This is a genomic window from Tardiphaga sp., from assembly GCF_041424195.1.
In the GTDB taxonomy this organism is placed as follows: Bacteria; Pseudomonadota; Alphaproteobacteria; order Rhizobiales; family Xanthobacteraceae; genus Tardiphaga.
Genome location: NZ_JBGMOE010000196.1, coordinates 1 through 23,382 on the forward strand (window position 1 = coordinate 1; position 23,382 = coordinate 23,382).

Annotated in this window: 27 protein-coding genes; 20 read left to right on the top strand and 7 right to left on the bottom strand. The window is 63.3% G+C overall.

All coding sequences use genetic code 11. The features are described from left to right. Positions 1-159: 159 nt before the first annotated feature. The 12 genes from ACEK02_RS26815 (at position 160) to ACEK02_RS26870 (ending at position 6,087) form a co-directional block, all read left to right on the top strand. Positions 160-432 carry a hypothetical protein gene (locus ACEK02_RS26815; RefSeq protein WP_371424509.1) on the top strand — a complete coding sequence of 91 codons (273 nt, stop codon included), beginning with the start codon at positions 160-162 and terminating at the stop codon, positions 430-432. Next, positions 429-779 (top strand): DUF3768 domain-containing protein, encoded by a 351-nt coding sequence (locus ACEK02_RS26820; protein WP_371424510.1) that lies wholly within the window; start codon positions 429-431, stop codon positions 777-779. The genes ACEK02_RS26815 and ACEK02_RS26820 overlap by 4 nt, the downstream gene beginning before the upstream one ends. A 232-nt stretch (positions 780-1,011) precedes the next feature. Continuing rightward, positions 1,012-1,341, top strand: a complete 330-nt coding sequence (locus tag ACEK02_RS26825; protein WP_371424511.1) for a hypothetical protein — start codon at positions 1,012-1,014, stop codon at positions 1,339-1,341. A 137-nt stretch (positions 1,342-1,478) separates the two neighbouring features. Beyond that, complete coding sequence (locus ACEK02_RS26830) at positions 1,479-1,988, top strand: hypothetical protein (protein ID WP_371424512.1); 510 nt, start codon at positions 1,479-1,481, stop codon at positions 1,986-1,988. Further along, positions 1,978-2,676 (top strand): hypothetical protein, encoded by a 699-nt coding sequence (locus tag ACEK02_RS26835; protein WP_371424513.1) that lies wholly within the window; start codon positions 1,978-1,980, stop codon positions 2,674-2,676. Before ACEK02_RS26830 ends, ACEK02_RS26835 begins: the two co-directional genes overlap by 11 nt. Before the next feature lie 61 nt (positions 2,677-2,737). Continuing rightward, on the top strand, positions 2,738-3,058 hold the full coding sequence (locus tag ACEK02_RS26840) for a hypothetical protein (RefSeq protein WP_371424514.1): 321 nt from the start codon (positions 2,738-2,740) through the stop codon (positions 3,056-3,058). A 168-nt stretch (positions 3,059-3,226) separates the two neighbouring features. Continuing rightward, positions 3,227-3,730, top strand: a complete 504-nt coding sequence (locus ACEK02_RS26845) for a DUF736 domain-containing protein (RefSeq protein ID WP_371424515.1) — start codon at positions 3,227-3,229, stop codon at positions 3,728-3,730. Between the two features lie 234 nt (positions 3,731-3,964). Further along, positions 3,965-4,324 carry a hypothetical protein gene (locus ACEK02_RS26850; RefSeq protein WP_371424516.1) on the top strand — a complete coding sequence of 120 codons (360 nt, stop codon included), beginning with the start codon at positions 3,965-3,967 and terminating at the stop codon, positions 4,322-4,324. 138 nt (positions 4,325-4,462) lie between these two features. Further along, complete coding sequence (locus ACEK02_RS26855) at positions 4,463-4,615, top strand: hypothetical protein (protein ID WP_371424517.1); 153 nt, start codon at positions 4,463-4,465, stop codon at positions 4,613-4,615. Between the two features lie 50 nt (positions 4,616-4,665). Continuing rightward, entirely contained in the window at positions 4,666-5,010 is a 345-nt protein-coding gene (locus tag ACEK02_RS26860; protein WP_371424518.1) for a type II toxin-antitoxin system Phd/YefM family antitoxin, read from the top strand. Beyond that, positions 5,010-5,447: a hypothetical protein gene (locus ACEK02_RS26865; protein WP_371424519.1), complete on the top strand. Its 438-nt coding sequence runs from the start codon at positions 5,010-5,012 to the stop codon at positions 5,445-5,447. Before ACEK02_RS26860 ends, ACEK02_RS26865 begins: the two co-directional genes overlap by 1 nt. A 319-nt stretch (positions 5,448-5,766) precedes the next feature. Further along, positions 5,767-6,087 carry a single-stranded DNA-binding protein gene (locus ACEK02_RS26870; RefSeq protein WP_371424520.1) on the top strand — a complete coding sequence of 107 codons (321 nt, stop codon included), beginning with the start codon at positions 5,767-5,769 and terminating at the stop codon, positions 6,085-6,087. A gap of 34 nt (positions 6,088-6,121) precedes the next feature. On the opposite strand, the gene ACEK02_RS26875 is transcribed toward ACEK02_RS26870, so the two are convergent. Next, complete coding sequence (locus tag ACEK02_RS26875; RefSeq protein ID WP_371424521.1) at positions 6,122-7,288, bottom strand: SH3 domain-containing protein; 1,167 nt, start codon at positions 7,286-7,288, stop codon at positions 6,122-6,124. Positions 7,289-7,541: 253 nt separating this feature from the next. On the opposite strand from ACEK02_RS26875, the gene ACEK02_RS26880 reads away from it, so the two are divergent. Next, positions 7,542-8,750: a DUF2493 domain-containing protein gene (locus ACEK02_RS26880; protein WP_371424522.1), complete on the top strand. Its 1,209-nt coding sequence runs from the start codon at positions 7,542-7,544 to the stop codon at positions 8,748-8,750. Between the two features lie 214 nt (positions 8,751-8,964). Further along, a complete protein-coding gene (locus ACEK02_RS26885) occupies positions 8,965-9,543 on the top strand; it encodes a hypothetical protein (protein ID WP_371424523.1) in 579 nt (192 codons plus the stop codon). 422 nt (positions 9,544-9,965) lie between these two features. Here the strand turns inward: ACEK02_RS26885 and ACEK02_RS26890 are convergent, their stop codons facing one another. Next, positions 9,966-10,457, bottom strand: coding sequence for a GNAT family N-acetyltransferase (locus ACEK02_RS26890; RefSeq protein ID WP_371424524.1), 492 nt, complete (start codon positions 10,455-10,457; stop codon positions 9,966-9,968). Positions 10,458-10,483: 26 nt separating this feature from the next. Continuing rightward, positions 10,484-11,017, bottom strand: a complete 534-nt coding sequence (locus ACEK02_RS26895) for a hypothetical protein (protein WP_371424525.1) — start codon at positions 11,015-11,017, stop codon at positions 10,484-10,486. A 309-nt stretch (positions 11,018-11,326) separates the two neighbouring features. On the opposite strand from ACEK02_RS26895, the gene ACEK02_RS26900 reads away from it, so the two are divergent. After that, positions 11,327-11,551 (top strand): hypothetical protein, encoded by a 225-nt coding sequence (locus ACEK02_RS26900; protein WP_371424526.1) that lies wholly within the window; start codon positions 11,327-11,329, stop codon positions 11,549-11,551. 114 nt (positions 11,552-11,665) lie between these two features. Here the strand turns inward: ACEK02_RS26900 and ACEK02_RS26905 are convergent, their stop codons facing one another. After that, on the bottom strand, positions 11,666-11,884 hold the full coding sequence (locus tag ACEK02_RS26905; protein ID WP_371424527.1) for a hypothetical protein: 219 nt from the start codon (positions 11,882-11,884) through the stop codon (positions 11,666-11,668). 707 nt (positions 11,885-12,591) lie between these two features. Here ACEK02_RS26905 and ACEK02_RS26910 point away from each other — a divergent pair. From ACEK02_RS26910 to ACEK02_RS26930, 5 genes are all read left to right on the top strand, one after another. Beyond that, complete coding sequence (locus ACEK02_RS26910; RefSeq protein ID WP_371424528.1) at positions 12,592-12,882, top strand: hypothetical protein; 291 nt, start codon at positions 12,592-12,594, stop codon at positions 12,880-12,882. A 328-nt stretch (positions 12,883-13,210) separates the two neighbouring features. After that, positions 13,211-15,187: a type IV secretion system DNA-binding domain-containing protein gene (locus ACEK02_RS26915; protein WP_371424529.1), complete on the top strand. Its 1,977-nt coding sequence runs from the start codon at positions 13,211-13,213 to the stop codon at positions 15,185-15,187. Between the two features lie 3 nt (positions 15,188-15,190). Next, positions 15,191-18,253, top strand: coding sequence for a MobF family relaxase (mobF, locus tag ACEK02_RS26920; protein ID WP_371424530.1), 3,063 nt, complete (start codon positions 15,191-15,193; stop codon positions 18,251-18,253). 42 nt (positions 18,254-18,295) lie between these two features. After that, the gene (locus ACEK02_RS26925; protein ID WP_371424531.1) at positions 18,296-18,496 is read left to right on the top strand and encodes a hypothetical protein; all 201 of its coding nucleotides are present in this window, start codon (positions 18,296-18,298) and stop codon (positions 18,494-18,496) included. Positions 18,497-18,567: 71 nt separating this feature from the next. Then, entirely contained in the window at positions 18,568-19,056 is a 489-nt protein-coding gene (locus ACEK02_RS26930; RefSeq protein ID WP_371424532.1) for a DUF2726 domain-containing protein, read from the top strand. A gap of 179 nt (positions 19,057-19,235) precedes the next feature. On the opposite strand, the gene ACEK02_RS26935 is transcribed toward ACEK02_RS26930, so the two are convergent. The 3 genes from ACEK02_RS26935 to ACEK02_RS26945 all read right to left on the bottom strand — a co-directional run bounded on the left by ACEK02_RS26935 (position 19,236) and on the right by ACEK02_RS26945 (position 23,330). Then, positions 19,236-20,792, bottom strand: coding sequence for a hypothetical protein (locus ACEK02_RS26935; protein WP_371424533.1), 1,557 nt, complete (start codon positions 20,790-20,792; stop codon positions 19,236-19,238). Beyond that, a complete protein-coding gene (locus tag ACEK02_RS26940) occupies positions 20,789-22,738 on the bottom strand; it encodes a toll/interleukin-1 receptor domain-containing protein (RefSeq protein ID WP_371424534.1) in 1,950 nt (649 codons plus the stop codon). Before ACEK02_RS26940 ends, ACEK02_RS26935 begins: the two co-directional genes overlap by 4 nt. 211 nt (positions 22,739-22,949) lie before the next feature. Beyond that, on the bottom strand, positions 22,950-23,330 hold the full coding sequence (locus ACEK02_RS26945) for a hypothetical protein (protein WP_371424535.1): 381 nt from the start codon (positions 23,328-23,330) through the stop codon (positions 22,950-22,952). Positions 23,331-23,382: the final 52 nt, after the last annotated feature.

A 23,382-nucleotide genomic window follows, 5' to 3' on the forward strand; every position in this document is an offset into this window, starting at 1 on the left:
GCACCTGGTGAGCCTGCTCTGTTGTCTCTTTCTGGCCAAAGATGGGGCAGGATCACGAGACCGTCAAAACCTTAATGAAGCGTCTCAATGACGGCATAATTCTTTTGCGGCGCGATCCGGCCGGACGAGGTGCGGGCGTTGCCGCAATGGTGCCTGCGGTTGATCGTCCTCATCGAAGCGCGGGCCGAACCGCGGCTTCGCACGGTCGAAGGTCTCTGGCGCCGGTCGACCAAAACTAAACCAGGCAGGATCACTGATTTCATCCGCGGGGAACGACTTCTTCCCGAGGCCGAGATCGATGCGATTCGCCGGGACGCACCAACCGACCTGATCCGTTTCCAGGATGCCGCGAGCCTCGTGCCGTTGAGCGAGCGTCCCACGATGGAGGAATGGCTCGATAGTTTCAACGCCGGACAGATAGAGGCAGCATGACCGACCAGACATCGCGCATCGCCGCGCTCAACGACCGCTGTCGGCAGGGGCTCGATCCCACCGGCCGAATCGTCATCACTGCCACCTGCCTTGCAACCCTCGCAGGGGAGGGCGGCAAGGTCGCCGAGATCCTGGCCCAGGCCCAGATAATGGCCGCCATTCGCCGCTACGTGTTCAAGCCCGACAATGGCTGCGAACGTGCACGGGGCGATCTCGTCATCGCCGGCCATGCCATCCGCTTCACCATCGACTATTACGATCTCTCGCTCGAATGGGGGTCCGAAGACCCCGCCGACCCGCTGGTCACGACACGAGTGATGACGATCATGCTCCCCAGCGACGACTGACGGTCGCTCGTCTTTCGAACACCCAAACCCGGAGACAAGCCATGCGGCGGATTACACCGGCCGGGCCCGAACACGGGCAGGCGATAGCAATAGCGGTTGAGCGTTTGCGCGAAGCTCGTACTCTTCTTCGGCAGGCCGGCGCACGCCAGGCAGCCTCCGCTGCCGGTAAAGCGATCAGCAGCGCCGAAGGCGCTGCGCGGCATGTGCAACACAGGATCCGGAGGACGACCCAATGAGCAGGCATGACCTTCAGCCCAAGGCCGACCAGCCATACGTCGTCCGCGCGACCATCGGTTGGGACCGGCCGCTTCAGACTTACTTCGCGCAGGTCTTCTTCCGCACCGAGGACGAGCCTGACGAAGGCGAAGCCCTGATCTGGTTCGGCACCGAGCCCGGGGAGCTCCTAACGGCCGAGGCCGCGATCGCCGTCGTCGCGCCCCATGCCGAGGTGCCCATTGGCCTCGCCGATGAGCTCGATGCCGAGATGCGTGCTACGATCGGCATGAAAGACGGACAGCATCAGGCCGCGGCAAAGCGGTCGCTTTTCGGCTCGATCCACTGATCAGCTGACGCTGTCGCGTCGTTGGTCGTGCGGTCGATACGGCCGCCGCCCAAACACCATTCATCCACCCGCGTCGCCGGACCTGCCGGCAGCGCTCACCGTCGCGTGCCCGCGGCACCGATGATCAAGGAGCTATTATGGCAGACCGTGTTTCAGCATCGATCGTTATCGGTGGATCACTCTCCGCGACGGCTTACACCGAGCTTGTCGCGCTCATCGGCAACGAGGGCCTTTCTACCGAATGGGACGGCGAGGCCTTCGAGCCGCATCACCGCACTGTCGGGGAGCCGCTCAGCCTTTACGCCCACGAAGTCGCCTGGGGCCATTTCGGTGGGCTCGAAAGCTGGTGCGCGCAAAACCAGGTTCCCTTTGCCAGATGGTCGGGCGGCTATGCCGGCCAGTGGGGGCCGGAACGGATCGTCCACCAAGGCGATGGAACACTGACCTCCTATGCGGTCACCGAAGACGACACGGTCGTCATCGCGCGCGAAGCGCTCGAAAAGCTCGGTTCGTTCGATGCGATCCTCGCGCATTTCGCAGTCGCCGATTTCGCCGTGCCGCCGCTCGTCGTCGATGGCGACGTCCCCGAGGCCGGCGCATCGACCAACTCCATCCCTCATGCGGAAGGACCAACGCATGTCGAATAGCTACACCAAGGCCGCATTCGGCCTGGCGGTCACCGCCGCCGAGGCCGACCTTCTGCGCCGTGTCATCGCCGCGATCGAGATGATCGGCGACGCTGACATCGGCATCAGCGGGCTCGAGGCGCACTACGCGACGATCGGCGCGGATTTCGCCGCGCTTTTCCCGCGCAAGGAGCTGAGCCCTTTCGACGGATTGCTCGACCTCTTCCCCGACGAGAACTACCCGATCCTCGACTTCGATATCGACATCGGCGAGCCCGATGCCGAGGGGCAGGTCATCATCTTCCTCTCGGGCGAGCAGTTCGGCATCGAGACTGCCGCCAATTTGATCCAGCGCTGCGCGCGCTCGGCACTCCCTTTCGGGTTCGAATGGGCGTCGGACCATGATCGCCTGCGCGCCGGCGAGTTCGGCGGCGGCTATGTCGCCATCACCGAGACCGACATCGAATATGGCAGCACCGGCCGCATGCTTGACCGCGCGCTGGACCGGGCGCGCGATGAAGGCGCTGATGGTTTCGTCCTCGCGATCCGGCGCGCCGAGCACGGCCTCAGCTTCTGGAATGATGAAGACGGGTTCGATCGGCTAGCCCTAACGCGTGTTTTCTCGGCGGCCGAGGCCGCGACCTTCAGCGTTCCGGCGACAGATGGGGAACCAGAGTGGCTCGCGATGCCGGCACCGCTTCGTCTCTGATCCGCAGATCGCGCTTGCGCCGCCAACGCAGACTTATAGCCTCGGTGCCTGGAGATAGCCGATGACCTCGATCCCAACCGACTATGATGCGGCGCGCGCCGCGCTGACGCGTCTCTTGCCCATCGCGATGAGCGACACCGGCCAAGCGCGGCGTGTCGCCAACTTCCTGATGGCCTGGTGGAACGGCCCGGACCTTGGACATTTCGAGATTGCCGACCTGTTCGGCCTCGACGTCGCAGTTGCCAACGACATCACGACCGTCATCGGCTTTCTCGGCCAGAACGACCGCGGCGCCGTCTATATCGACAGCCTCGGTTTCGCCGAAGAGATGCAGGACATCATCACACTGTGGCGCAAGCCGGCGACGCCGCCCACCGACTGACGCCTGTTTCGTCTCTGGGACGATACCGAACGATCCCGACAGCGCCGAAGGGGGCGCTCGTCGGAGCGGCGCTGGCGCGCCTTACTCGGCCGAACGGCCGAGGAGCTGAGGGGGTGAGAGAGTGTGTTCGGACAAGGGGTTCGAGCGCACAATCTCAGGAGACTTCCCATGAACATCGGTACCATCCAGCAGAACGCCAGCGGCACCTACACCGGCAAGATCTCGACGCTGACCGTCGCGATCGTCATCGCGCTGCGCACCGTCCAGTCCGCCAATCCGCGCGCGCCCAAGTTCGAAATCCTCGCGCTGTCGGCCGCCCGCCAGTGGGTCCAGGTCGGCGCGCTGTTCGAGCTGTCGTCCAACTCCACCGGCGAGACCTTCCTCAACGGCAAGATCGAGGATCCGAGCCTCGACAAGCCGCTCTACATCTCGGCGTTCCGCCAGGAGGACGGCTCCTACAACATCGTCTGGTCGCGTCCCACCCGCCGCCGCGACGCTCCCACCGACACGGCGACCGCCGACGACGGCCTGCCGCCGCTGCCGGGCGCCGACGAGCCCGCCGCTCCCTCCGGCTCGGATGGTCTGGGCGAATCCTCGGTCGATGGCGCGTTCGGCGGCGAGCCTGCTGCCGCCGGTGGACGCCGGCGCCGCACGCCCGAAATGGCCGACTGACCATCCTGCCATCTCTGGCGCACTTCACAGGGCTCGCTTCGCGTTCCCGCGAAGCGGGCTCTGTTCTTGTTTCGCTGCTCGCTCCTCACGCACAGCTCTCATGAACCCGTCGCGAGATTCTAGCTATTTTATAGAAAATGGCTATTTTCAACCATTATTGAGCTGCGACGACCTGGATGGAGCCCATGCGAAAACGTGAGGCAGCAGGCGACTCGATCAGCCCGGAGACAGCACATGGCATCTGCCGTACCTGAAAGGAACTTTGACCAGTTCACCGCGGTCAAGCTGACTGACGCCCACAACCGCCTCGGCCAGATCGTCGACGACTGCCAGCGTGAGCCCGTCATTCTGTACAAACATCGGCGGCCACGCGCTGCGATCGTCAGCATGGAATTTCTGGAGCATGCGCTGGAAGCGCTGCACGGCTATCGCGAGGTTATAGCCACCGAGACGATGGCCGATGAGCAAATGGTCCACCTTGAAGCTGTCCGGCCTAGCGCCGCAGAAATCGTCGCCGACAAGTGGGACGACGAGTGCGACCCCGATGCCGAGGCTGGGCGACGTTCTAAACTACGACTACCTTTTCAAGCGTGAAGCCGCCGGAGGCCGAGACGAAGGCGTCAAAGCCCGTCCGGTGACCACCAAGGGCGAGGTTGCGGCCGACCTTCTCTTGTGATCCCGGCCCCTGTCGTCAAAGCGATGCGTCTCGACGCCGGCGCCGGATCTAGCCTCGTGGCCGGCGAACTCAACGCTTTCGACTGGGTAGGTCACGACCTGCGCCCAATCGGCAAGTCGGCGAGTTTCCTGTTCGGCCGCTGTCCGCCCGGCTTCTTTGCGACAGCGCGCGACGTTTGCCTGCAGATCAGGCCGGTCTCCCGCGACTGACGGCGGCTTCGACGCGAGCCTACCCAAGGCCAACGAGCGATCGTCACCACATGTTCGCAGCCGCCCGTACTGCGGACATGCATCTTGCAATTTATCCGGAAACTCCGTATTTTCCGGATAGGAGAATCGCCATGCCCCAGTCTGTCAGTTCCGTCGAGGTGTCGAAGTCATTCGGCCGGATCAGTCGCCGCGCGTTGGAAGCGCCGCTTACCATCACGCATCATGGGCATGACAGCCTCGTGCTCATGTCGCACGCGGAATATCAGCGGCTCAAAAGCCGCGATCGTGAAGTGCTTGCGCTGGGCGACTTCACCGAGGAGGATCGCGCCGCGATCGCCGCTTCGCGCGCGACGGCCGAGGCCGCGGATTTCGACGACGAACTTCGGCATAATTGATGCCGCTTCCCAAGCCGGTTCCAGGCCTCGTTATCCGCTATTCGTTTCTCTGGAATCATGAAGCCAAGGCCGGAAACGAGGACGGCAGCAAAGATCGACCCTGCGCCGTTTTGCTGGCGACGACGATCAAGGACGGCGAACAGATCGTCACCGTTCTCCCGGTGACGCACACCCCACCCGCCGACGAGCGCCTGGCCGTCGAGATCCCGGCCGGGACCAAGACCCGCCTCGGACTCGACGATGCCCGGTCCTGGATCGTGCTCAGCGAAGCGAACCGCTTTCAATGGCCCGGTCCCGATCTTCGCCCTGTTCCGGGCGATAAGGAGGCCAACGTCGCCTATGGCCTCCTCCCGGCAGGCCTCTACGATCTCATTCGCACCAAGTGGCTCGCCGCCTTCGACGCGCGCCGGGTCGGCCAGGTCGATCGAACCTCCTAGCCTCACGCGGGTAACAGCAGGCGGGGCTGGGGGCCCCGCGGTCGGCCGAACTCTGGTCGTTCCGGTGATCGGTGACGTCGCGACAACGCTATTTCCCGGCGGCTCCTAAGGCCTTCCTTCGCCTCTTGCGTGACACCTGCGGCGAGACGGCCTCGCATCACAACCCCTTCCAGTCGCCCGTGTTGCCGCTGCGCGGCTGCCCGCGCCAGCTCCCTTCAGGGGTTCCCCTGCGCTGACGCTCCGGTGCGATGCGAGCCCGCACGCCGCCTGTTCGGTGTCACCGGCGGGAAGGCCGTCGGACCCAACAAGGAGCATCGCCATGAACAACGTCAACATCACCGGCCGCGTCGCCAAGGATCCCGAGACCCGCGGCGCGGTCACCACCCTCATCGTCGCCACCGATCGCGTGAAGCTCCGGGAGGGCAAGACCTATGTGGACGTAGCTACCGGCTACACCGCCAAGGAGACCGAATTCCACAAGGTCACCTGCTTCAACGGCCTCGGCAAATCCGCCGCGTCGCGCGAGAAGGGCAACGTCGTCGCCATCACCGGACGGCTGCACTATTCGAGCTGGGAAGATCGGGATGGCGTCACCCGCTACGGCTGCGAGATCATCGCCGACAAGATCGATTTCTTCTGAGACCAGCGAGGGCGGCGCTGACGCGCCGCCCTTCCTATTTCACAGGCGCGTCGAGCAGCTGAACGGCCGGCGCATAGACCCAGCCTTCGGCGAGCTGATCCGTCAAAGGGTCGCGGTACACGACGAGCCGCCACTTGCCCTGGCTTTGCTTGACCGCCAGCACCATGCCCGTGGCGCCGCGCATCAACACCTGGGCGTTGCCCTGTGCTTCGCGCCGTATCGCCGCGTCGCGCTTCAGCTCCGCCCGGGGCAGATTGGACACATACGCCTCGTTGGCTGCTTCGTTCGCCGCGAGGATCTTGTCGAGCTTGTCCTGGAGGGTCTCGACCTCAACCTTCATCTCAGCGACGACCTTCTTCTCCGCCGGCGACATGTCGGCCGGTGCTGCGAACTGGAAGATCGCCACACCGAGCATGAAGAGTTCGATCAGCTTGACCGCTCCGATCCCCTGCAATTCCTTCAGTGTGTTTTCACCGAACCTCGCGAATATTGCCGCCATCAGCGATACGAATGCCGCGAAGAGGCTGGCGCTCTGCGCCGGGCTGTCGGCCTGGCCGATCGCCTCGAACAAACGATGCGCTTCCAATACCTGTTCAGCCGCAACCACCACCGCGCTCTTCGCGACGACTTCCGCGCTGGCGCGCAGCGTCATCATGTCGAGCATGAGCGCGCTCTCCGCCGCGACCTTGATCCCCGCAATGCTCGGCGCAAACCGATCGCTCAGTGTGCGGAACTGTTCCGTCCATTTTGACGCGGTCATCATCGTTTCGAGGATCGAGCGATTGGCATCGAACGTCTTCGCCAGCTTCAGCACGTCCGGACCCGTCGATCCCGCAAGGAGCTTTTGCGTCTTGAGGATGCCAAGATCCTCCTGACTGATGCCGATCGCGGTCTTCTGCAGCGCGAGCATCCATGATGAGGATGCTAGTGCCTGCATCGCCTTGATGCTGTCGGAGTGGAGGGTGGCGGTCGCTCGGGCAGAGCTCAGGACGCCAGCGTTCTGCAGGTCCGCGAGATGCGCCAATGTGCCGGTCCGCTGGAGGTCGCGCATGCCAGCAAGCGGGCCCTCCAGCGCCTTCAGGCGCTGCTGCAGCTCATAGCCCGGTCCAAGCGCACGCTTGATCAGCTCCGCCTGCTCACGCTGGCGCTTGAAGAGGTCATTAAATGGGCCACCCGGGCCAAAAGGATTGTTCGTCGTCATGGTGCCTGCATTGCAGATTCCGGCTCCAGGTTCGACCAACATCTGGTGAACCACCGTGCACCGCGCGAAGATCGTTCGACGCATCCCGGTCCTTCGACAAGCTCAGGACGGGACCGGCGCTCTACTCGCCTACGGCTCCCGGAGCCCCGCTTCTGCGGGTCTCCGCCCTGCCGGGTGACGATCACCTTGCGGGGGCGCCTGGGGCGAGTGTGGTGCCCTAAAATATATCTCTCTCTGAACTCCTAGATATGACGTGCGGGGATCCGAGCCCGTCAAGGATGAGCGGTTCCCCCAATTTTCGCGCGGCCCGCCACTCTCGCTTCGCTTCGTTCTGAGCCCCGATAAAATCGGCTCCCCCACTCCCCGCTGGCGCGGCGTTAACCGGGGTCCGGCTGCGCCGGCTTCCCGGTTAACGTCCCTGACTGCCACGACCGCCGCACGTCGAATGAGAAGCCTCATCGAATGGATGAGATTCATGGAGGCTATCATGACCAACTTCACCAACTTTGCCGACCTCGCCAGCCACATTGCGGCCGCGCGCGAAAATGAAGACCTGACCCAGACCTATGAGGGAGCGTTCATCGAGCATAGCGAGATGGCGAAACTGAGCATTGTCGAAGCGCCCGAGGCGCTGGACATGCCCGATCCGGAGCAGGTGCGAGCGGCTGTCGAAATGATGATGCAGACGATGTTCGATGTGCTGCGCGACACGCGCATGGAGCCGTTTGCCACCGATCTGGTCTGGGGGTTCGCCAACAGCTTCCATGTCGTCGCCAAGCGGATCGAAGGGCGGGAGGACGACGCTGCGAAGAAGCTGGGAGAACTCGCCCGTGCTTACGATCCGTCAGAAATCTACGCGACCGAATTGGAGGACACGCAGCTGCTCTGCCAGACGCTGCAGGGGTGCCGCGAGGCCATGGAGTGCATGCGCGACCACGCCGCCGAAATGTACCGCGTCGAGACCGGCAAACCATTCTCCCCGGTCCGGGGAAGCCGGGTGTCGAGCGCGCTCAACGCCTCGATGATCGATGCCCGCGACTATCTGGCCTCGCGTGCCCGGGAGCGGCGCGAGCAGTTCGCCCCCGAGGGACCGGTGGTGGCATTCTCCGGAGGACAGGCATGGGAAGATGCCGATCTGCTCTGGAACGGACTCGATGGCATCAAGGCGCGCATCCCGGAAATGATCCTTGCGACCACGGCTCAGGCCAAGGGCTGCGATGCCGTGGCGCACGCTTGGGCGGCCTCGCGCGGCGTGAAGGTCATCCAGTTCCGCCTCGACCGGAGCCAGGGCAACCGCGCGGCCTTTGTCCGCAACGACCGCATCCTGAACCTGAAGCCGGTCGAAGCCGTCATCTGCGAAGGGTCGGGCATCCAGCAGAACCTCGCCCAGAAGCTGCGCCAGGCAGGCATCCCGCTGCACATCGTCCGCCTCTCGCACCAGCGTATCAAGCAGGGCGCCTGAGCCCACGCGGAGAGGTCTCGGCTTCGGCCGGGGCCTCTCCTCTTCTCTTTGCGTCGCAGAGCGGCGCTCAGGGGCATCGAGCCCCTTCGCGCCGCTGGGCCTCGCGCGCCTGCGCGCTCGCGCGTCACCACAGGAAGTTAGCGATCCCTCGGCCCCGCGTCGCGGCCAAAGGGGAGGGGGAGAGGACGTTGCGGTTCAATAAGGGGAGGACGAGATGTCCATCACATTCCGCATCGCCACTGCCGCCGACGATCAGCCTGGTCCGATCGCCAAGATCAACGCCCGCCAGCTTGCCGCGTTCAGGATCTTCTTGCGCGAAGAGAGCGTGCGGACCGGCACCCTATTGCTCGATCCCGACGCTGCCGAGGACGAGTTCCTGTCCTATCATTTCGAAGCACGCGTCTGCCCAATCGCGCTGGCGGCCATCTCGCGCGTGTTCGAATTCCAGGCCGACGTCATCAGGGTCGTCGAAGAGGCCCAGTTCCGGTGCCGGCGCGTGAGCGTCTATCGCATCGAGGAGACCGGCACGATCAACTTGAGGGTGGCGCCGACATCGGACCTTGGTCTCGAACTCGATCTCGCGTCGGCCAATGCCATAGCGCTTCTCGATGGCCTCGGTCTCAGACCTGATAGCGTTGGCGAAATCCCGATCGACACGATGCGCGCCCGGCTCGCCAATCCCGCAGTCCGGCGCCGCGCTGCGCAGCACGGCGTTGCGACCTATCTCGCCCGGTTGGATCAGCTGCTGGCGATCGCCGCTGCCGATGACACTTCCCGGCTGGAATGGGCGTAGCCTCTTCCGTTTTCAGTCGGCGAAGGAGGGCGCGTCACTCGCTGGCGCGCCCTTTTTTTGTCCACGGGACTCAAGCCTATGTGACGGCCGGGTTCGGTCGATCGCGGACGGAGCAGCATATCGACCGCCTGCTGCAGATGGCCCGACGCCTCAAGGCCAATGCAATCGCCCGCGTGATCGCAGGCTCTCGCTCGTAAAGATCGATCTCGCCACCTGGGCATATGCGCAGGCACCCTGGCGTGAAGATCACACCGAGTTGCCGTGCTCGACGGGATTACCAGTCGCGGTGCTGGCGTTTCGCAGCGCACACCGGGCCTCACATAGGCGCCCCGGCGAACAAATCACATGTGACGGTGCATGAGCTTAGACGGCGCGAAGCGTGCGCCGGCTTATGGATCCGCGTCGGCAAATGCCTCGGTCGATCAGCTCCTCTTGAGCGCGATCTTGCGAATGTAATGGAGCGCCGGCAAGCCGGACTCGCTGTCGGTGATTGCGGTCGGCACCACATCGAAGATCGCGCTGACGACCCGCTGCGAAACCACATGATCGACGTCGATGACGGCCTCGACATGAATGAAGGGAATGCCTGCGGCCCCAAGACCGGTGGTCAGCTCGGCAAGCGCCGCCGCCAGTGTCGATTTCGCTAGCCCGCGGCCTCGATAGGCTTCGGGCACCGCATAGCCGATATTGAAGGCCGGATGGCCGTCTTCCATCCCGCTTTGGGCAAACATCACCAGCGCTGTCAGTAATCGTCCTTCCGCCCGCATATAGTTGAACCGCGCATGGCCATTCGGATTCTCGGGGGCGAACAGCAAGTCCGGATCGAGGCGCCCGGGCTGTACTGGGATCTGCCCGCGCTCGAAGGCCTGTTGGAACAGGGCAAGAGCGTTCGCCGGATCGGTCATCTGCGCCATTATCGAGCTCCTTCAGCGCTGTGCGCCTACAGCTGCATCTTGATTGTGCGCGGGTCGGCGCCGGCCAGCAACGCGCCGCGCGCTTCATTCGCTTCCGCAATGACCTTGTCCGGGAAATCCCGCACCAGGAACGGCACGTCAGCACCGCGACGATCCGATTTCATAAACCCGGCTACCTCGCTCCATGCTATGTCGAAATCCGGCGCGAACGTGAGTGGCAGGCGATCACGGTGCGGCGTCACGCAGTGCAGTTTCGTCTGTGAAAGAACGACTGAGTGGAAATAGAAAATGCCCCCGCGCTTCCACCAACCAGCAACGTGACGACTCTCGCCTGACGGATCGAGCTTGGCATAGGCACCGGCATTCTGATGGCAGCGCTGGGGCTCCATCCGCATATAGCTGAGCTGCGCATCCGGAACGCGGTGGATTTCATAGAACTCAAGCGCCCTGATCTCGTCGTTGAGCGCGTCTTCCTCCGGGGTCGCCGGCGCCATCAATCGCTCCAGCTCGATAATCATATGCGCGCGCAATTCCTCGCGCCGGATCTTCGCTTCACCCACGGGTACCCCCTATCAGCCACAATACTTGGCCGGTCGCGCCAAATCCCCTGGGGCAACGTTCCGCCCCCATCAGAGGATAAAATCTCTCACAGAATTCCGAGCATGTCGTTGAGGGAACCACCGCGTCAAGGATGAGCGGTGCCCCCAATTTTGCCGCAGGCTTACGCTCCGCTTCGCTCCACTCCAGCCCACGACAAAATCGGCACCCCCACTCCCCGCTTCGCGGCGCGGGCTGTGCCCGCGTCCCTGACCCGGCGGCCCCCTCAACGACGACCTTTCCCCTGTCATTCAAGACGACAGGAGGAACCCATGCAGATCAACTCGACCGCCGCCTACTCCGACGCCGCTGCCTACCTCGCCGCTCTCGCCTTCGCCGAGCGCCGCGCGCTGCACAGTTTCTTCGACCAGCACGTCATCGAAGACGAGCCCGGCCGGTACTTCGCCATCGACGAGGGCGACTATGACGCACTGCCGATGACGCTCATCGACCGGGTGGTCCATACGGTCCCGGGACGGATGAGCGACGAGTATTGAGGACGAACGGGGAGGGGCCTTGGGCCTCTCCCTTTTTTTGCTGGGAGAGGAACGGCCATGGGGGGCATCGAACCCCCCATGGCCGTGCCGCGGCGCTGCCGCGGCAGGATAGGCTCAGGCAGTCAGTCGCTTCTCGACCTCCTCGATACCGAGGCTTCGGATGCGTTCGGTGAGACTCGACAAACGCTTGGCCTCGAGCTTGAGCAGACCCGACTTTTCCACCGTCGATATGGCCTGCTCACGCTCCTTCTCTTCGAGCTTCCTGCGCCGCTCTTCCAGCCGACGCGCATCTCCTTCGAACGCCAAGCGCTCCTGTTCCAGTGTCTTTGCCATATGGGCCTCTTGTTCAACGCTAATCGGGCCATGAACAGGGCAAGTATAACCGCTGTGGCCGCTCGCTGGAAGAAGGTGATTGAGGGGAGTGGGCGCATCGGGCTAGCGCCCGACGACGGCTCTATTCGCTAGGGCCGCCGGCGCCCTTGCAGGACGCCGTCACCCCAAGCTCACGGAGCCAAGGCATGCGCCTTGTCTCCGCCCGTTCGGGTGACGATCCTCGCCTGGCCAATGGGGCCGGAGGCCGCCATTGATGCGCGCTTTCGGGCAGGCCCGAGCGCGCCGGGGGAAGGTATCGCTTCGCTCGCCTCTTACCCGCATCGTGGTCGCTCCGCTTTGGGCACGTGGATTCTCGCTGCCGCCTCACGGCGGAGCGCTGCCCAGCCGGACCCGGTTACGGGCACTCCCTTCCAGACATCACCAGACAGCCCAGGGACAGGGATCGGTCTCTTAGGATATGCACACCCTACGCACCGAGTGGTGCAGTGTTTCCGTTGTTTCACAACGGTTTATCGCGGGAGTGGGCGGGAGTACGCTGTAGTACGACTTTGGCAGCCTGCGGAAAGCGCAGGAATGCGCCGATCTCGCGTAGTACAGGAGACTACAGCACCTGGCCGGGCGACGATCAACTTGCTCGGACGTGCCGCCTACGCTATAAGTTGGATCATTCTTCAGTCCCCACCAGCCTCCCTGCTAGGAGGTTGGCTTTGGCTACCAATTACAGACACTATAACGTCCGCCTCGAGCGGTCCCAGTGGGATCGCCTCAGCGCGATCGCGGCCGACCAAAAACTCAGCGTCGCCGACATCATTCGTGCTGCCCTCGACGTCTTCCTCTCCTCGTCCGATCTCCTGACCGCCAGCCATCGCCGGATCGCCAGGATCAGCGAGTTCCAGCAGCTCGCCTTGGACGTGATCATCCGCGAGCAATATCCCGAGCTTCGCGATCGCCTCGTCGCCGAAACCGACAAGCGCCTGGTCCAATATCATGGCGCGTGAGGACATCCGCTCGAATGGGAAAAACATCCCTCTGACCCATCATAGCGCGCGCGGCCGCGTGCAGCGAAACTCGGGCAATTTCACGCGGGGCAGTCAGCTTCTCACCCACGAAATGCTGATGTGGTTTTCGGGCGCGAAACTGCCCCTGATCGCCTGGTTCTTCTTCTTCCTCGCCGCCTGGTTCATCATCCTGTCCGTGCGTCTCGATGAGCATGGATTCCAGCTTGTCTGCATGAAGCTTTATTCAGCCCTCTGGAACTGGGTCGACCTCAACCCGAACAAGCGCGTCAACGTCACGCTGCCCAATGGCGATATCTTCAAGACGATCATGCCGGCGGTGCCCTACATCCCCGCGGTCCAGAAGGCCTGGGACACCACCATCCGTGCCTTCATCGGGTCGCTCCTGTTGTCGCTTTTCGTGGTCGCGCCGCTCGCGATCTGGTTCATCGACATCTCCCGCCGACGCGGCAAACACATCCTCCAGGAGCGTCACGAACGTGGCGCGATGCTCGTCGATCGCGATGTGCTGAACGCCGAAATTGCCCAGCACAATGTCGCGAAATTCGAGGAAGACGCGCGGCAATTCTTCCCGAGGATGGCGCCCGCGGCCGTGCTCCAAATGCCCTTTGTCGAACGCAAGGCAGGCGGCATCCATCATCCCTACACGCTCGCCGGCGTGCCCTATCCGCACCGCATGGAACAGTCGCATACGATGCTTATTGGCACGACCGGATCGGGCAAGACGACCGAGCTTCGCAGTCTCGTCTCCCAGATGCGCGCGCGCCAGGACAATGCCGTCATCTTCGACTTGACCGGCGCCTATGTCGAAGCCTTCTATGACCCGGACCGCGACACGATCTTGAACCCCATGGATACGCGCTGTCCGGCCTGGTCTATCTTCAATGACTGCCGGACCCACAGCGAGTTTACGGCCGCCGCTGCGGCGCTGATCCCGTCGGATGGCGGATCCTCCGAACCCTTCTGGGCGCTCGCAGCGCGCACGCTCTTCATCGAGATGTGCATCCGACTTCAGGAGCGCGGCCTGACCAGCAATCTCGCGCTCTCCGAGAACCTGATGACGGCGGATTTGAAGCGCGTTCACCGCTTCCTCGCCAACACCATTGCCGACCCGCTGACGGCCCCTGAAGCGGCGCGCATGGCGGAATCGATCCGTGCCGTCTTCAACACCAACGCGCAGGTCCTGCGGTTCCTCCCCGACGAGGGCGAGCAGTTCTCGATCCGCGATTGGATCACCGGCGAGAAGAAGCCGGGCGCGATCCTCTTCATCACCTCCAACTATGTCGATCTGCCGATGAACCGGGCGCTCCTGACGCTCTGGATGGACCTGTGCATCAACCGCCTGATGACGATGCCGCGCACGCGACGCTTACGCATCTGGTTCATGTTCGATGAGCTCGGCGCGCTTCACAAATTGCCGGCGATCGAAAATGGCCTTCAGACGGCACGCGCCTTTGGCGGCGCGATGATCCTTGGCATCCACAGCTTCGAAAAACTGATCGAAGTCTACGGCGAACAGGGCGCCCGCAATCTCGCCTCGCTCGCCCGATCGAAGCTCATTCTCGCAACCGCTGATCTCGACACGGCCGAGCAGTGCGCGCGCTACATCGGCAACCGTGAAGTGCGCCAGATGGATGAGGCGTACAGCTACGGCTATAACAACACCCGTGATGCTTCGACCCTGACGCCGCGCAAGCAGGTCGAGCCGCTCGTCATCGCCGACGACATCACGAACCTGCCCTCGATGCACGGCTTCGTGAAGTTCCCCGACGGCTTCCCTGCGGCGCGCATATTGCTCGAATGGAAGGACTACCCGCAGGTCGCCCCGGGCTTCATTGCACGTCCCACGATGCAGCCCGTCCGGTCGAGGCGCGGAGAGGAGGTCTTTGGCGCAGAGGGAGGAGGCGAGGGCGGGGAAGCGGGCGGGCGGGATGGTGCTGTCCAGATCGTCGAGGAGGTCGTCGAGGCCACCAATCTCGCCAAGGATATGGCAGCGCGGATCCTCCAGACGCCGACCGAAGAGGAGAATGAGGAGACCGCACGTGCCGCCCAGCGGAGCGATGATCGCAGCGAGCAAACGACGCCCGCGACCCATGCCGCCGACAAGGCGCAGGCGGGGCGCGAGAAGTCGGAGGAGCAGGCCGCCGGCACCCGGACGACCGATGAGCGGCGCGAGGGCAGGGATGCCCAGCCGCGGCCCGCGCAAGTGGAGGATCAGACCCTCACCGAGCTCAGGGAAGGGTTCGCGGCCGGCCGGGATCAGGACGGCATGGATATGGGGATCTAGGCCATGCACTCGATCGCCTCGGTCCGGTCCGCGTCAGGCGCCGCGAACTATTTCGCGAAGGACGATTTCAAGGACAATTACTACACCGCCGACGGCTCCTCCGAGCTCAGCAGCTGGGGCGGGGCAGGGGCCGAGGCGCTCGGGCTCGAGGGCGAGGTCACCAAGGACGCCTTCGAGGAAATCCTGAGCGGCGTGCTGCCGAGCGGGGAGGGCGTTGCGAGGCACGAGAACCGCCGTAACGGGGTCGACCTCACCTTCTCGGCGCCGAAGTCGGTCTCGCTCATGGCCTATGTCGCCGGCGACAAGCGCGTGCTCGCCGCCAACATGGCCGCGGTCCAGAAAACGATGACATGGATCGAGAAGAATCTGGCCGAGGGCCGCAAGGATGTCGAGGGGCGCAAGGTGCCGGTTCAGACCGGCAATCTCGTCTACGCGCTCTTCCAACACGACACGAGCCGGGCGCTCGATCCGCAGGCACATGTCCATGCCGTCGTCGCCAATCTCACCCAGATGCCCGACGGCAAATGGCAGGCGCTTCATGCCGACAAGATCTGGAGCAACAATACGACGATCGGCGCGATCTACCACGCCTATCTCCGCGCCGGTCTCGAGAAGCTGGGCTATCTGGTCGAGCTCAAGGGCAAGCACGGCACGTTCGAGATCTCTGGCGTGCCGAAAGGGGTGATCGACGCATTCAGCCAGCGGCGCGAAGCGATCCTCGAGAAGGCGGCGGAACTCGGCATCGTTTCGGCCAAGGGCCGCGACGGGGTTACCACCAAGACCCGCGATCCCAAGCTCAATGCCGGCGACCGCGATGGCCTCGTCCAGGGGTGGATCGACAAGGCAGCCGCGCTGGGGTTCGACGGCAAAGGTCTGCTCGCCTCTGCCGAGGCGCGCTCCAGTCAGGGCCTCGGCGACAGCCGTCTCGAGCGCGGCTTTCGCGCGGTAACAGACGCGATAAACGGCGCGCGCGACCTCGTTGGCGGCTTCCTTCGTCCGCACGACCCGCTGGTCGATAGCGGGCTGGCGCGCGTCACCCAATCGCCTGCCACCGCGCGCTCGCAACTCGCGGTCGCGTCGGCCGTCCGGATCCTGTCCGAGCGGGAGGCGGCGTTCAATGTGCATCTCCTGGCGAAGACCGCGCTCGACCTCGGTCTCAAGGGCGTGACGATCGACAACGTCGAGCATCGGATCGGCCAGCTGATCGAGAACCGGCAGCTCATCCCCGGCGTCACGCGCCCGGGCGACAAGGGCGTCAGTATGGTGACCACGCAGGACGCGTTACGCACCGAAGAGAGCATCCTGAAGGCCGTTGAAGCGGGGACGGGGAGGGCAGTGCCGATCGTTGGCGCATCGAACGCGCCGGAGCGTCTGCAGGCCGCCGCGGACCGTCCGCTCAACGCCGGGCAGCTCGCCGCCGCCACGCTCATCCTCTCCTCCGCGGATCGAACAGTAGCGATCCAGGGCGTCGCCGGCGCCGGTAAATCGACGATGCTGCAAGCGGTCGCCCGCGTCGCCGAAACGGAAGGCCGCGATATCCTTGGCCTTGCCTTCCAGAACAAGATGGTCGCCGACCTGACTGACGGCGCTGGCATCAAGAGCCAGACGATTGCCTCCTTCGTCCTTGCCAACGAGCGGTTCGTGACCGAGCGCGATACGCCGCGGTTCGAAGCAGCCCAGGCGAAATTTGCCGGCGCCATGCTCGTGGTCGACGAGACGTCGATGGTATCGAGCGACGACTTGTTGAAGCTCCACCGGATCACCGCGGCGCTCGGCATCGACAAGCTTGTGCTGGTTGGCGACCGCCAGCAGCTCTCCTCGATCGATGCCGGCAAGTCGTTCGCGATGATCCAGGCCGCCGGCGGCACGATGGCGCGGATGGACGAGAATATCCGTCAGCGCACCGACACGCTGCGGACCGTTGCGGCCCTCGCCAATGTGGGCAAGGCGGGCGAGGCGATGAAGGTACTGGGCGACAACGTCCATGAGAGCGCCAACGCGCCCGAGACGGCCGCCGACATGTGGCTAGGGCTGTCGGCCGGGGATCGCGAGGCGACCGCCGTGTTCGCGTCCGGCCGCGCGTCGCGCGCGATCATCAATCAGCGGATCCAGGACGGGCTGGCGGCTGAAGGAACGGTGCGCGGGGAGGGCATCCACCTCTCTGTCTACGAGCGCGTCAATCACACCCGCGAGGAGCTTCGCTACGCATCGACCTACCAGCCCGGCCAGACGCTCGATGTCGGCCGCGGCGGGGCGCAGGACGTGGGTCTCGCGAAAGGCCGCTACGACGTCACCAAGGTGCTGCCGAACGGCAAGATCGAACTGAGCGATGGCCGCCGGAAGATCCGGTTCGATCCGCAGCGTCTGTCACCGACGGAAAAGCGCGACCGGCTCGAGCTCACCCAGAAGAAGGATCTCCACGTCCGCGAGGGTGATCGCGTCCGCTGGACGTCCAACGACAAGCCGCGCGACCTCCACAATGCCGCGCTCGCGCGCGTCCTGACGGTCGACGCCAATGGCGTCACCGTCGAGAACGCGGCCAAGCAGACCCTTACCCTCGATCTGGGCGATCCGATGCTGTCGCGGCTCGACCTTGCCTACGCCCTCAACATGCACATGGCGCAGGGCATCACGACCGACAAAGCCATCACGGTCATGGACAGTCATGAGCGCAATCTGTCCAACCAGCGCCTGTTCAATGTCGGCGTGACCCGCGTCCGCGACGAGCTGACGATGGTGGTGGACAACCGGGAAAAGCTGGAGCGCCAGCTCGATCTCAACCCCGGCAACAAGACCTCCGCGCTCGAAACGGTCGGCCGCCTCGACATCGATGGCAAGAAGGGACCGCCGCCGCCGGCGAAGTTCGATCCGGGTCCGATCGACGGCATCAACCTGGCTGATCGCCCCGATATTCTCGCCGACCTGCCGCCAATCCCGGACGGGCCCATCGCTCCGGCCGCTGCCGCAGCCAAGGTCGGTGATCTCGCGGCCCCGCCTGACCTCAAGCCAGACAAGGGCGATCCGCTGCCGCCGCTACCCGAGCGCAGCCTGGGGCTAGATTTGTAGCGAAACGCCGGCGCGGTGCCGGCCCAATCAAGGAGAGTGACAATGGCATGGGAATTCGATGAGGGCGGCAAGTTCGGCAGCGAAAAGGCGGCCGAGGACTATGCACGCCGCAATGGACTGAGCGGGTCAGACTTCCGGACCCGGCGAAAGGGCGATCAGGTCGAGCTGGAGATCCGTCGTTCGGCAGTCGAGGGCCGCCGCCTATCCGATAGCAATGAGGTCCGCAAGGACGGTTGGTTTTGATCGAGGGCGCTTTGCCCGGATTTTGGAGCAGGACTGGATATATGTCTCAACTCACCGAACACCTCGGCCGAATGCCGATCGGCCTGATCATCTTCATCGGCTGTGCCTTCGTGCTGCTCGCACTCCTGAAGGGGTCGAGCGGGCCGCCCACGCCCATCGCGAAGGAATTCATGACGAAGCGCGAACAGGCGATGCTGGCAGCGCTCGAGCACGTTTTGCCGATGTACCGGGTTCATGCCCAGGTCGCGATGGGAGCGCTTCTTGCGGCACCGCGGCGGCCGGGACAGAGGTTCAACCCGGCCGACCGGAACGCTTTCTCCCAGAAGATCGTCGATTTCGTGATCGTCGATCCGACCCTGGGGAAGGTGGTCGCCCTGGTCGAGCTCGATGACCGCTCGCACGACCGGGCGAAAGACCGCGTGCGCGACGCGATGACGGCGAGAGCTGGTTACAAGACCATTCGCATTGCTGGATCCGCCCGCCCGACCATCCCGACAGCGATCGAAGCCGTAGGCCACCTTCGCGACGTCGAGCTACTCGACGGCCGCGCCGTTGCTTGAGGTCGTCCGATGGGTCTCGATGACGGCGACTATATGCGAGACGCCGGCGGTGCGCTGCTGGTTTGAACGATGGGTGTAAGGGTGGACCTGCACCGCCGTCCCGATGGTAATCTGAAGACCCGCATGATGGTGTCGGGTCCGCAGCCGCTTGATCGTCGCTGCCGTTTGCAGACCACGATTCAGACGTAGTATTTGAAGGGCTGCTTCTCCTGCCCTTTCGCCGACCCCATGGTCAGTACGTCGCCGACCATCCGCGCGAACCGAACCGTCACCGGCAAGCCATCGTTGAAGTTGCAACTATTATAGTTGATTTTGGTCAAGCCCATGATGTCGTCGAGTACGGCGGTGATTTCTGGCTTCCCATATTTGCTACGCATCACGGTGATGTGCAGCGGATTGGGTGTCTCGGGCCCGATGTACGTGTCGAGCTGGGGCACATAGCCCGTGGTCCATAAGTAGGCTGTCTGGTGATCGAGAAGAAGCGCTGTTCCACGCAGAACGGGATAGTCGCCATCGCGGAAAAGCTTCGTCTCCCCGCTCGTCGTGCGGATGCGTACCCCGATGACATTTGTGCCCTTTGGTGCGGCCGCGCAGAATGCATCCCACTCTTCGTCGTTGAAATAGGTTTGGCCGTGGATGAAGAGCTCCTTGGGTGGCTCGCCATGCATCTCCGCATAGGTCGATAGAACCAGGCTCAGCAGCTTCTTCGCCGCATCCTTCTTGAGATGATATTCATAGTCACCGGTCTTCCAGGGCCCATTTGCGCCCCGGAAGACGACGCCATCGCCTTCGTTCAGGAACATTTGTGCCGCACAGCAGGCATGACCCTCGGGATCGTTCGGCAGGCTCTTGTAGACCATGCCGATGTAGCAAACTCCTGGACGTACCGTGGCCAGCCGCCAAGGCGGCTTGGGTTGGGTCTTGTAGTAGAGCCCGGTGGCGAGGTTCCATGCAACCGTTGCCGCGTCCTGCGTCTTACGCAGTGGATAGCCGGCCTTGTTCTTGAAGGCCTCGGGCGCCAGCGTTGTCTCCCTGACAAGCTGGGTCGGCGCGATCGTCAGGAACTCTGCCTTGATACGCCGATGGAAGTCTGGAACATCGCTGAAGATGTCCTCGCTGGCCTGATCGATCACGCCCGCGGCCGCCAGTAGCGGAAGGCTCTCCTTCATCTTCTGCCGCCGCTTGAAGTCTCCCGTCTCCATCGCAAGCCCTGATCGCTTGGAGCCAGGACGGCAGCGCTCATAAACGATCTCGGGTATCGCCAGAACCCAGACGTCGACGGCCTGCTCCTCATTTTTCAGATGCTTACGCACCCTTTCGATATAGAGGCGCGCGACGCGGTCGACGGCCTCATGCAGGTTCAAGAGGCTGGTGGCCTTGTCGATGTCATCGAACGGGATCGATAACGCACTCACCTCGTCGGGCTCGAAGCTAATGCCGAATGTTTCCTCCAAGCCTGGGAAGTTGGCGAGATGAAGGCGATCCTGCTTCTCGGCCTTGCCGGGCGGGGGCACCGTGACGACGTGTTGGAGCTTACGAGCCCACGACCGGAAATGCCCGATACCATCAGTCGTGCCGACGACGCCCACGCGAATCTCACGGGTCTTCTTTGCGCGGGCAAGCGGACCGTACAGAAAAAGGCCGTCTTTGGGATGCGGGCTCACCTGGCCAAAAGCGAACTCCAACTCGGGCTCGTTGAGATGCTCGACGATGAGCGATGCTTCCGGCAATTTCACGCGGCGTCCTCCTCGTCCACATCCGGGCGGCCTAGGGTGCTCAGATCGGTTTCCTCCTCATCGGCATCGAGCGCGTCAGGGAGAAGCGTGCTGACCGGCGAAGAAAACAAAATGGGAGCCGCCTCGAGGACAACATCGGCCTCGGCTGAAAGACGCAGCCGGATATAGGCGGATTCGCCGGAGATAAGCTCCAGGAAGGCCAGCATGCGGCCATGCCATTGTTTGTTGCGCCAGCCCTTGCAGATGGTGCGCCTGAGGCGGTGCATCTTCTTGGGTTCGTCGATGGCCAGCCCAGCTGGTGTGCCATTGTCAGCAGCGAAAAGGACGCGCGACTTCAGCTTTACGTGCCAAAACGGCCAGAAGGCGGGGAGTGCGGTCACCCCGAACTGCCAGATATGGCCTTTGGCGATATTGCGCAGCATCGACGAGCGACGAACGCCCTGTTTGCCCCAGGGAATGCGCTGTCCGGTCGCCGCGAGGGTGGGGGAGGCGTGGAAGCCGACGCTGTTCGAATAGGTATATTCGATGAGACCACGCTCTTTGCAAAACGAGAACCAGGCCTGCTTCAGCATCACGTTGAGGAGGTTCTGTGCGGGCTGCTTTTCCAGCCCGAGCCTCCGGAAACCCTGTTCAACGAACGTCTGCAACGGAATGCTATGGTTCAGCTTGAAGCGGCCAACGGCGGCGAACGAGGCGTCGATTTCCTCTTGGGAGGCAAACGTCAGAAGACCGCGGCCGTGGAGCGCGATCGGGAAAGGATAGGCAGCTGCGCCGCGCTTCAGGCGATCCGGATCAGCTGCGCCGGTCGGATCGTAGAAATGGATAGCATCTGGGACCTCGACCACACGCAACCAATTGGAAGTCAGACGCTCGGGTTCGTTGATGAGCGGGATTGCCCCACGACGGCGGAACAGCTCCCAATTGGGATCTATGGTGACGGGATCAGAGCGCTTCGGCGCCTTCTGCCGTTTGAGCGTCTCAATGAGCGTGGTGAGCCCTTCACCCCATCCACGCACGAAGTCGACCGCGATCGCATCGCCAAGGCCTTTCATCTTACGCCCCTGCTCCAGCTTTAGCTGAATGATGAAGCGACTGTCGTCGACGGCCTTTGCCACATCCAGAGCAATGTCGATGTCATCCTGTACAGCTTGGTCGTCAGCCGTTGCGTTGTGGCAGACGAGCAGCACCTTTGCTGCGCGATGCTCCAGGGCGCGGTTCACTTCACGCCGCCACCGGTCGCCGGGCTGCAGCGTCAGGATATCGGCGAAGACACGATATCCTTCCGCTTCGAGCTTGGGTGCGAGCCAGAGGACGAACTCGTCGTCGGAGGGCGAAGATTTGAGCAGGAACAGGACGTCGCGGGGCGGTGGCTCCGCGGCCATGTCCGTCTCGTTGGCTTCGGGGAGCAAGCGAGCGAGCACGGGCGGGATCGGCGCAGCCTTGGGCAACGCATCAGCTACGGCCGCCGTGACGATAGTCTTGAGGACCACCGCATTCTGGCCCCAAAGGCGTTGATGCGCGGTGACAATGTCGGGATATTTGCGCAGCAGCGCATTCAGGTCGCCGGGTCCGAAAATGTCGCCGGTGTTCTGGAGAGTCGGCCCAATGATTGCTGCAAGCGCGGCTTTGTTTTTCGGCGTGAGGGCGGCCGAGGTCGCGAGCAAATAGCGTGTCGGCGCGAGCGCATCGATGCTCGCACGTTCGGTTTTCATCTTCGCGCTGAGCTTCGCCGCGCCCGAGCGGTAATAGTGCTTTGCTTGTAGGATGCAATTGCCATCCGCCGCGACATGCCGGCCGTCCATCCCGTCGTCCGGTCCTTCGGGGAAGGCTTCAAACCGAACACCCAATTCTTGCCCGATGAGATCGCGGGTCAGATCTTCGAAATCGGCGTGGGAGAGAGTCGAGAAATCATAATCCATGAAGCTGTTTGTGGGATCACCCGCCATGCGGTCAAGGAACTCGAAATTTTGACAATCCACAGTGTGCCATCCGTGACACTTTACCAGGAAGCGCTTGGTAAAGTGTCATTGCTGACAATCAGTTGTTTAAGTGAAGCGGGCTCGCTTCAACCGCTGTCTGATTTGAGCGAGCGTGGTAGCAAGAGCGGTAGGGCCAATAATGAGAATCGTCACCTGAATGCCGCACCACATCTTTTATTCATGGCAGAGCGACACCGACAATCGAATCGGACGCGGCTTCATCCAGTGGGCGCTTGATCGCGCTATCCGTGCGGTCAACGCGGACGCCGATGTTGACCCGGCTGATCGCGATGTCCAGGCAGACCGAGACACTGCGAACGTCCCTGGGATGCCGCCGCTCGCCGACACGATCTTCGAGAAGATCGATCGCGCTGCGGCGTTTCTCTCCGACCTCACTCATGTCGCGACGCGCGCCAATGGAGAGCGTTCGCCCAATCCCAATGTCCTTCTCGAACATGGGTGGGCTTTGAAGTCGAGAGGCTGGCGAAGCCTCATCGGGGTCATGAACACCGCGATGGGCCACCCGGATGACCATCCACTCCCCTTTGACCTTCGCCACTACAAGCGCCCGATCCTGTTTCACTGTTCCCCTGACGCCCCGGATGCGGAGC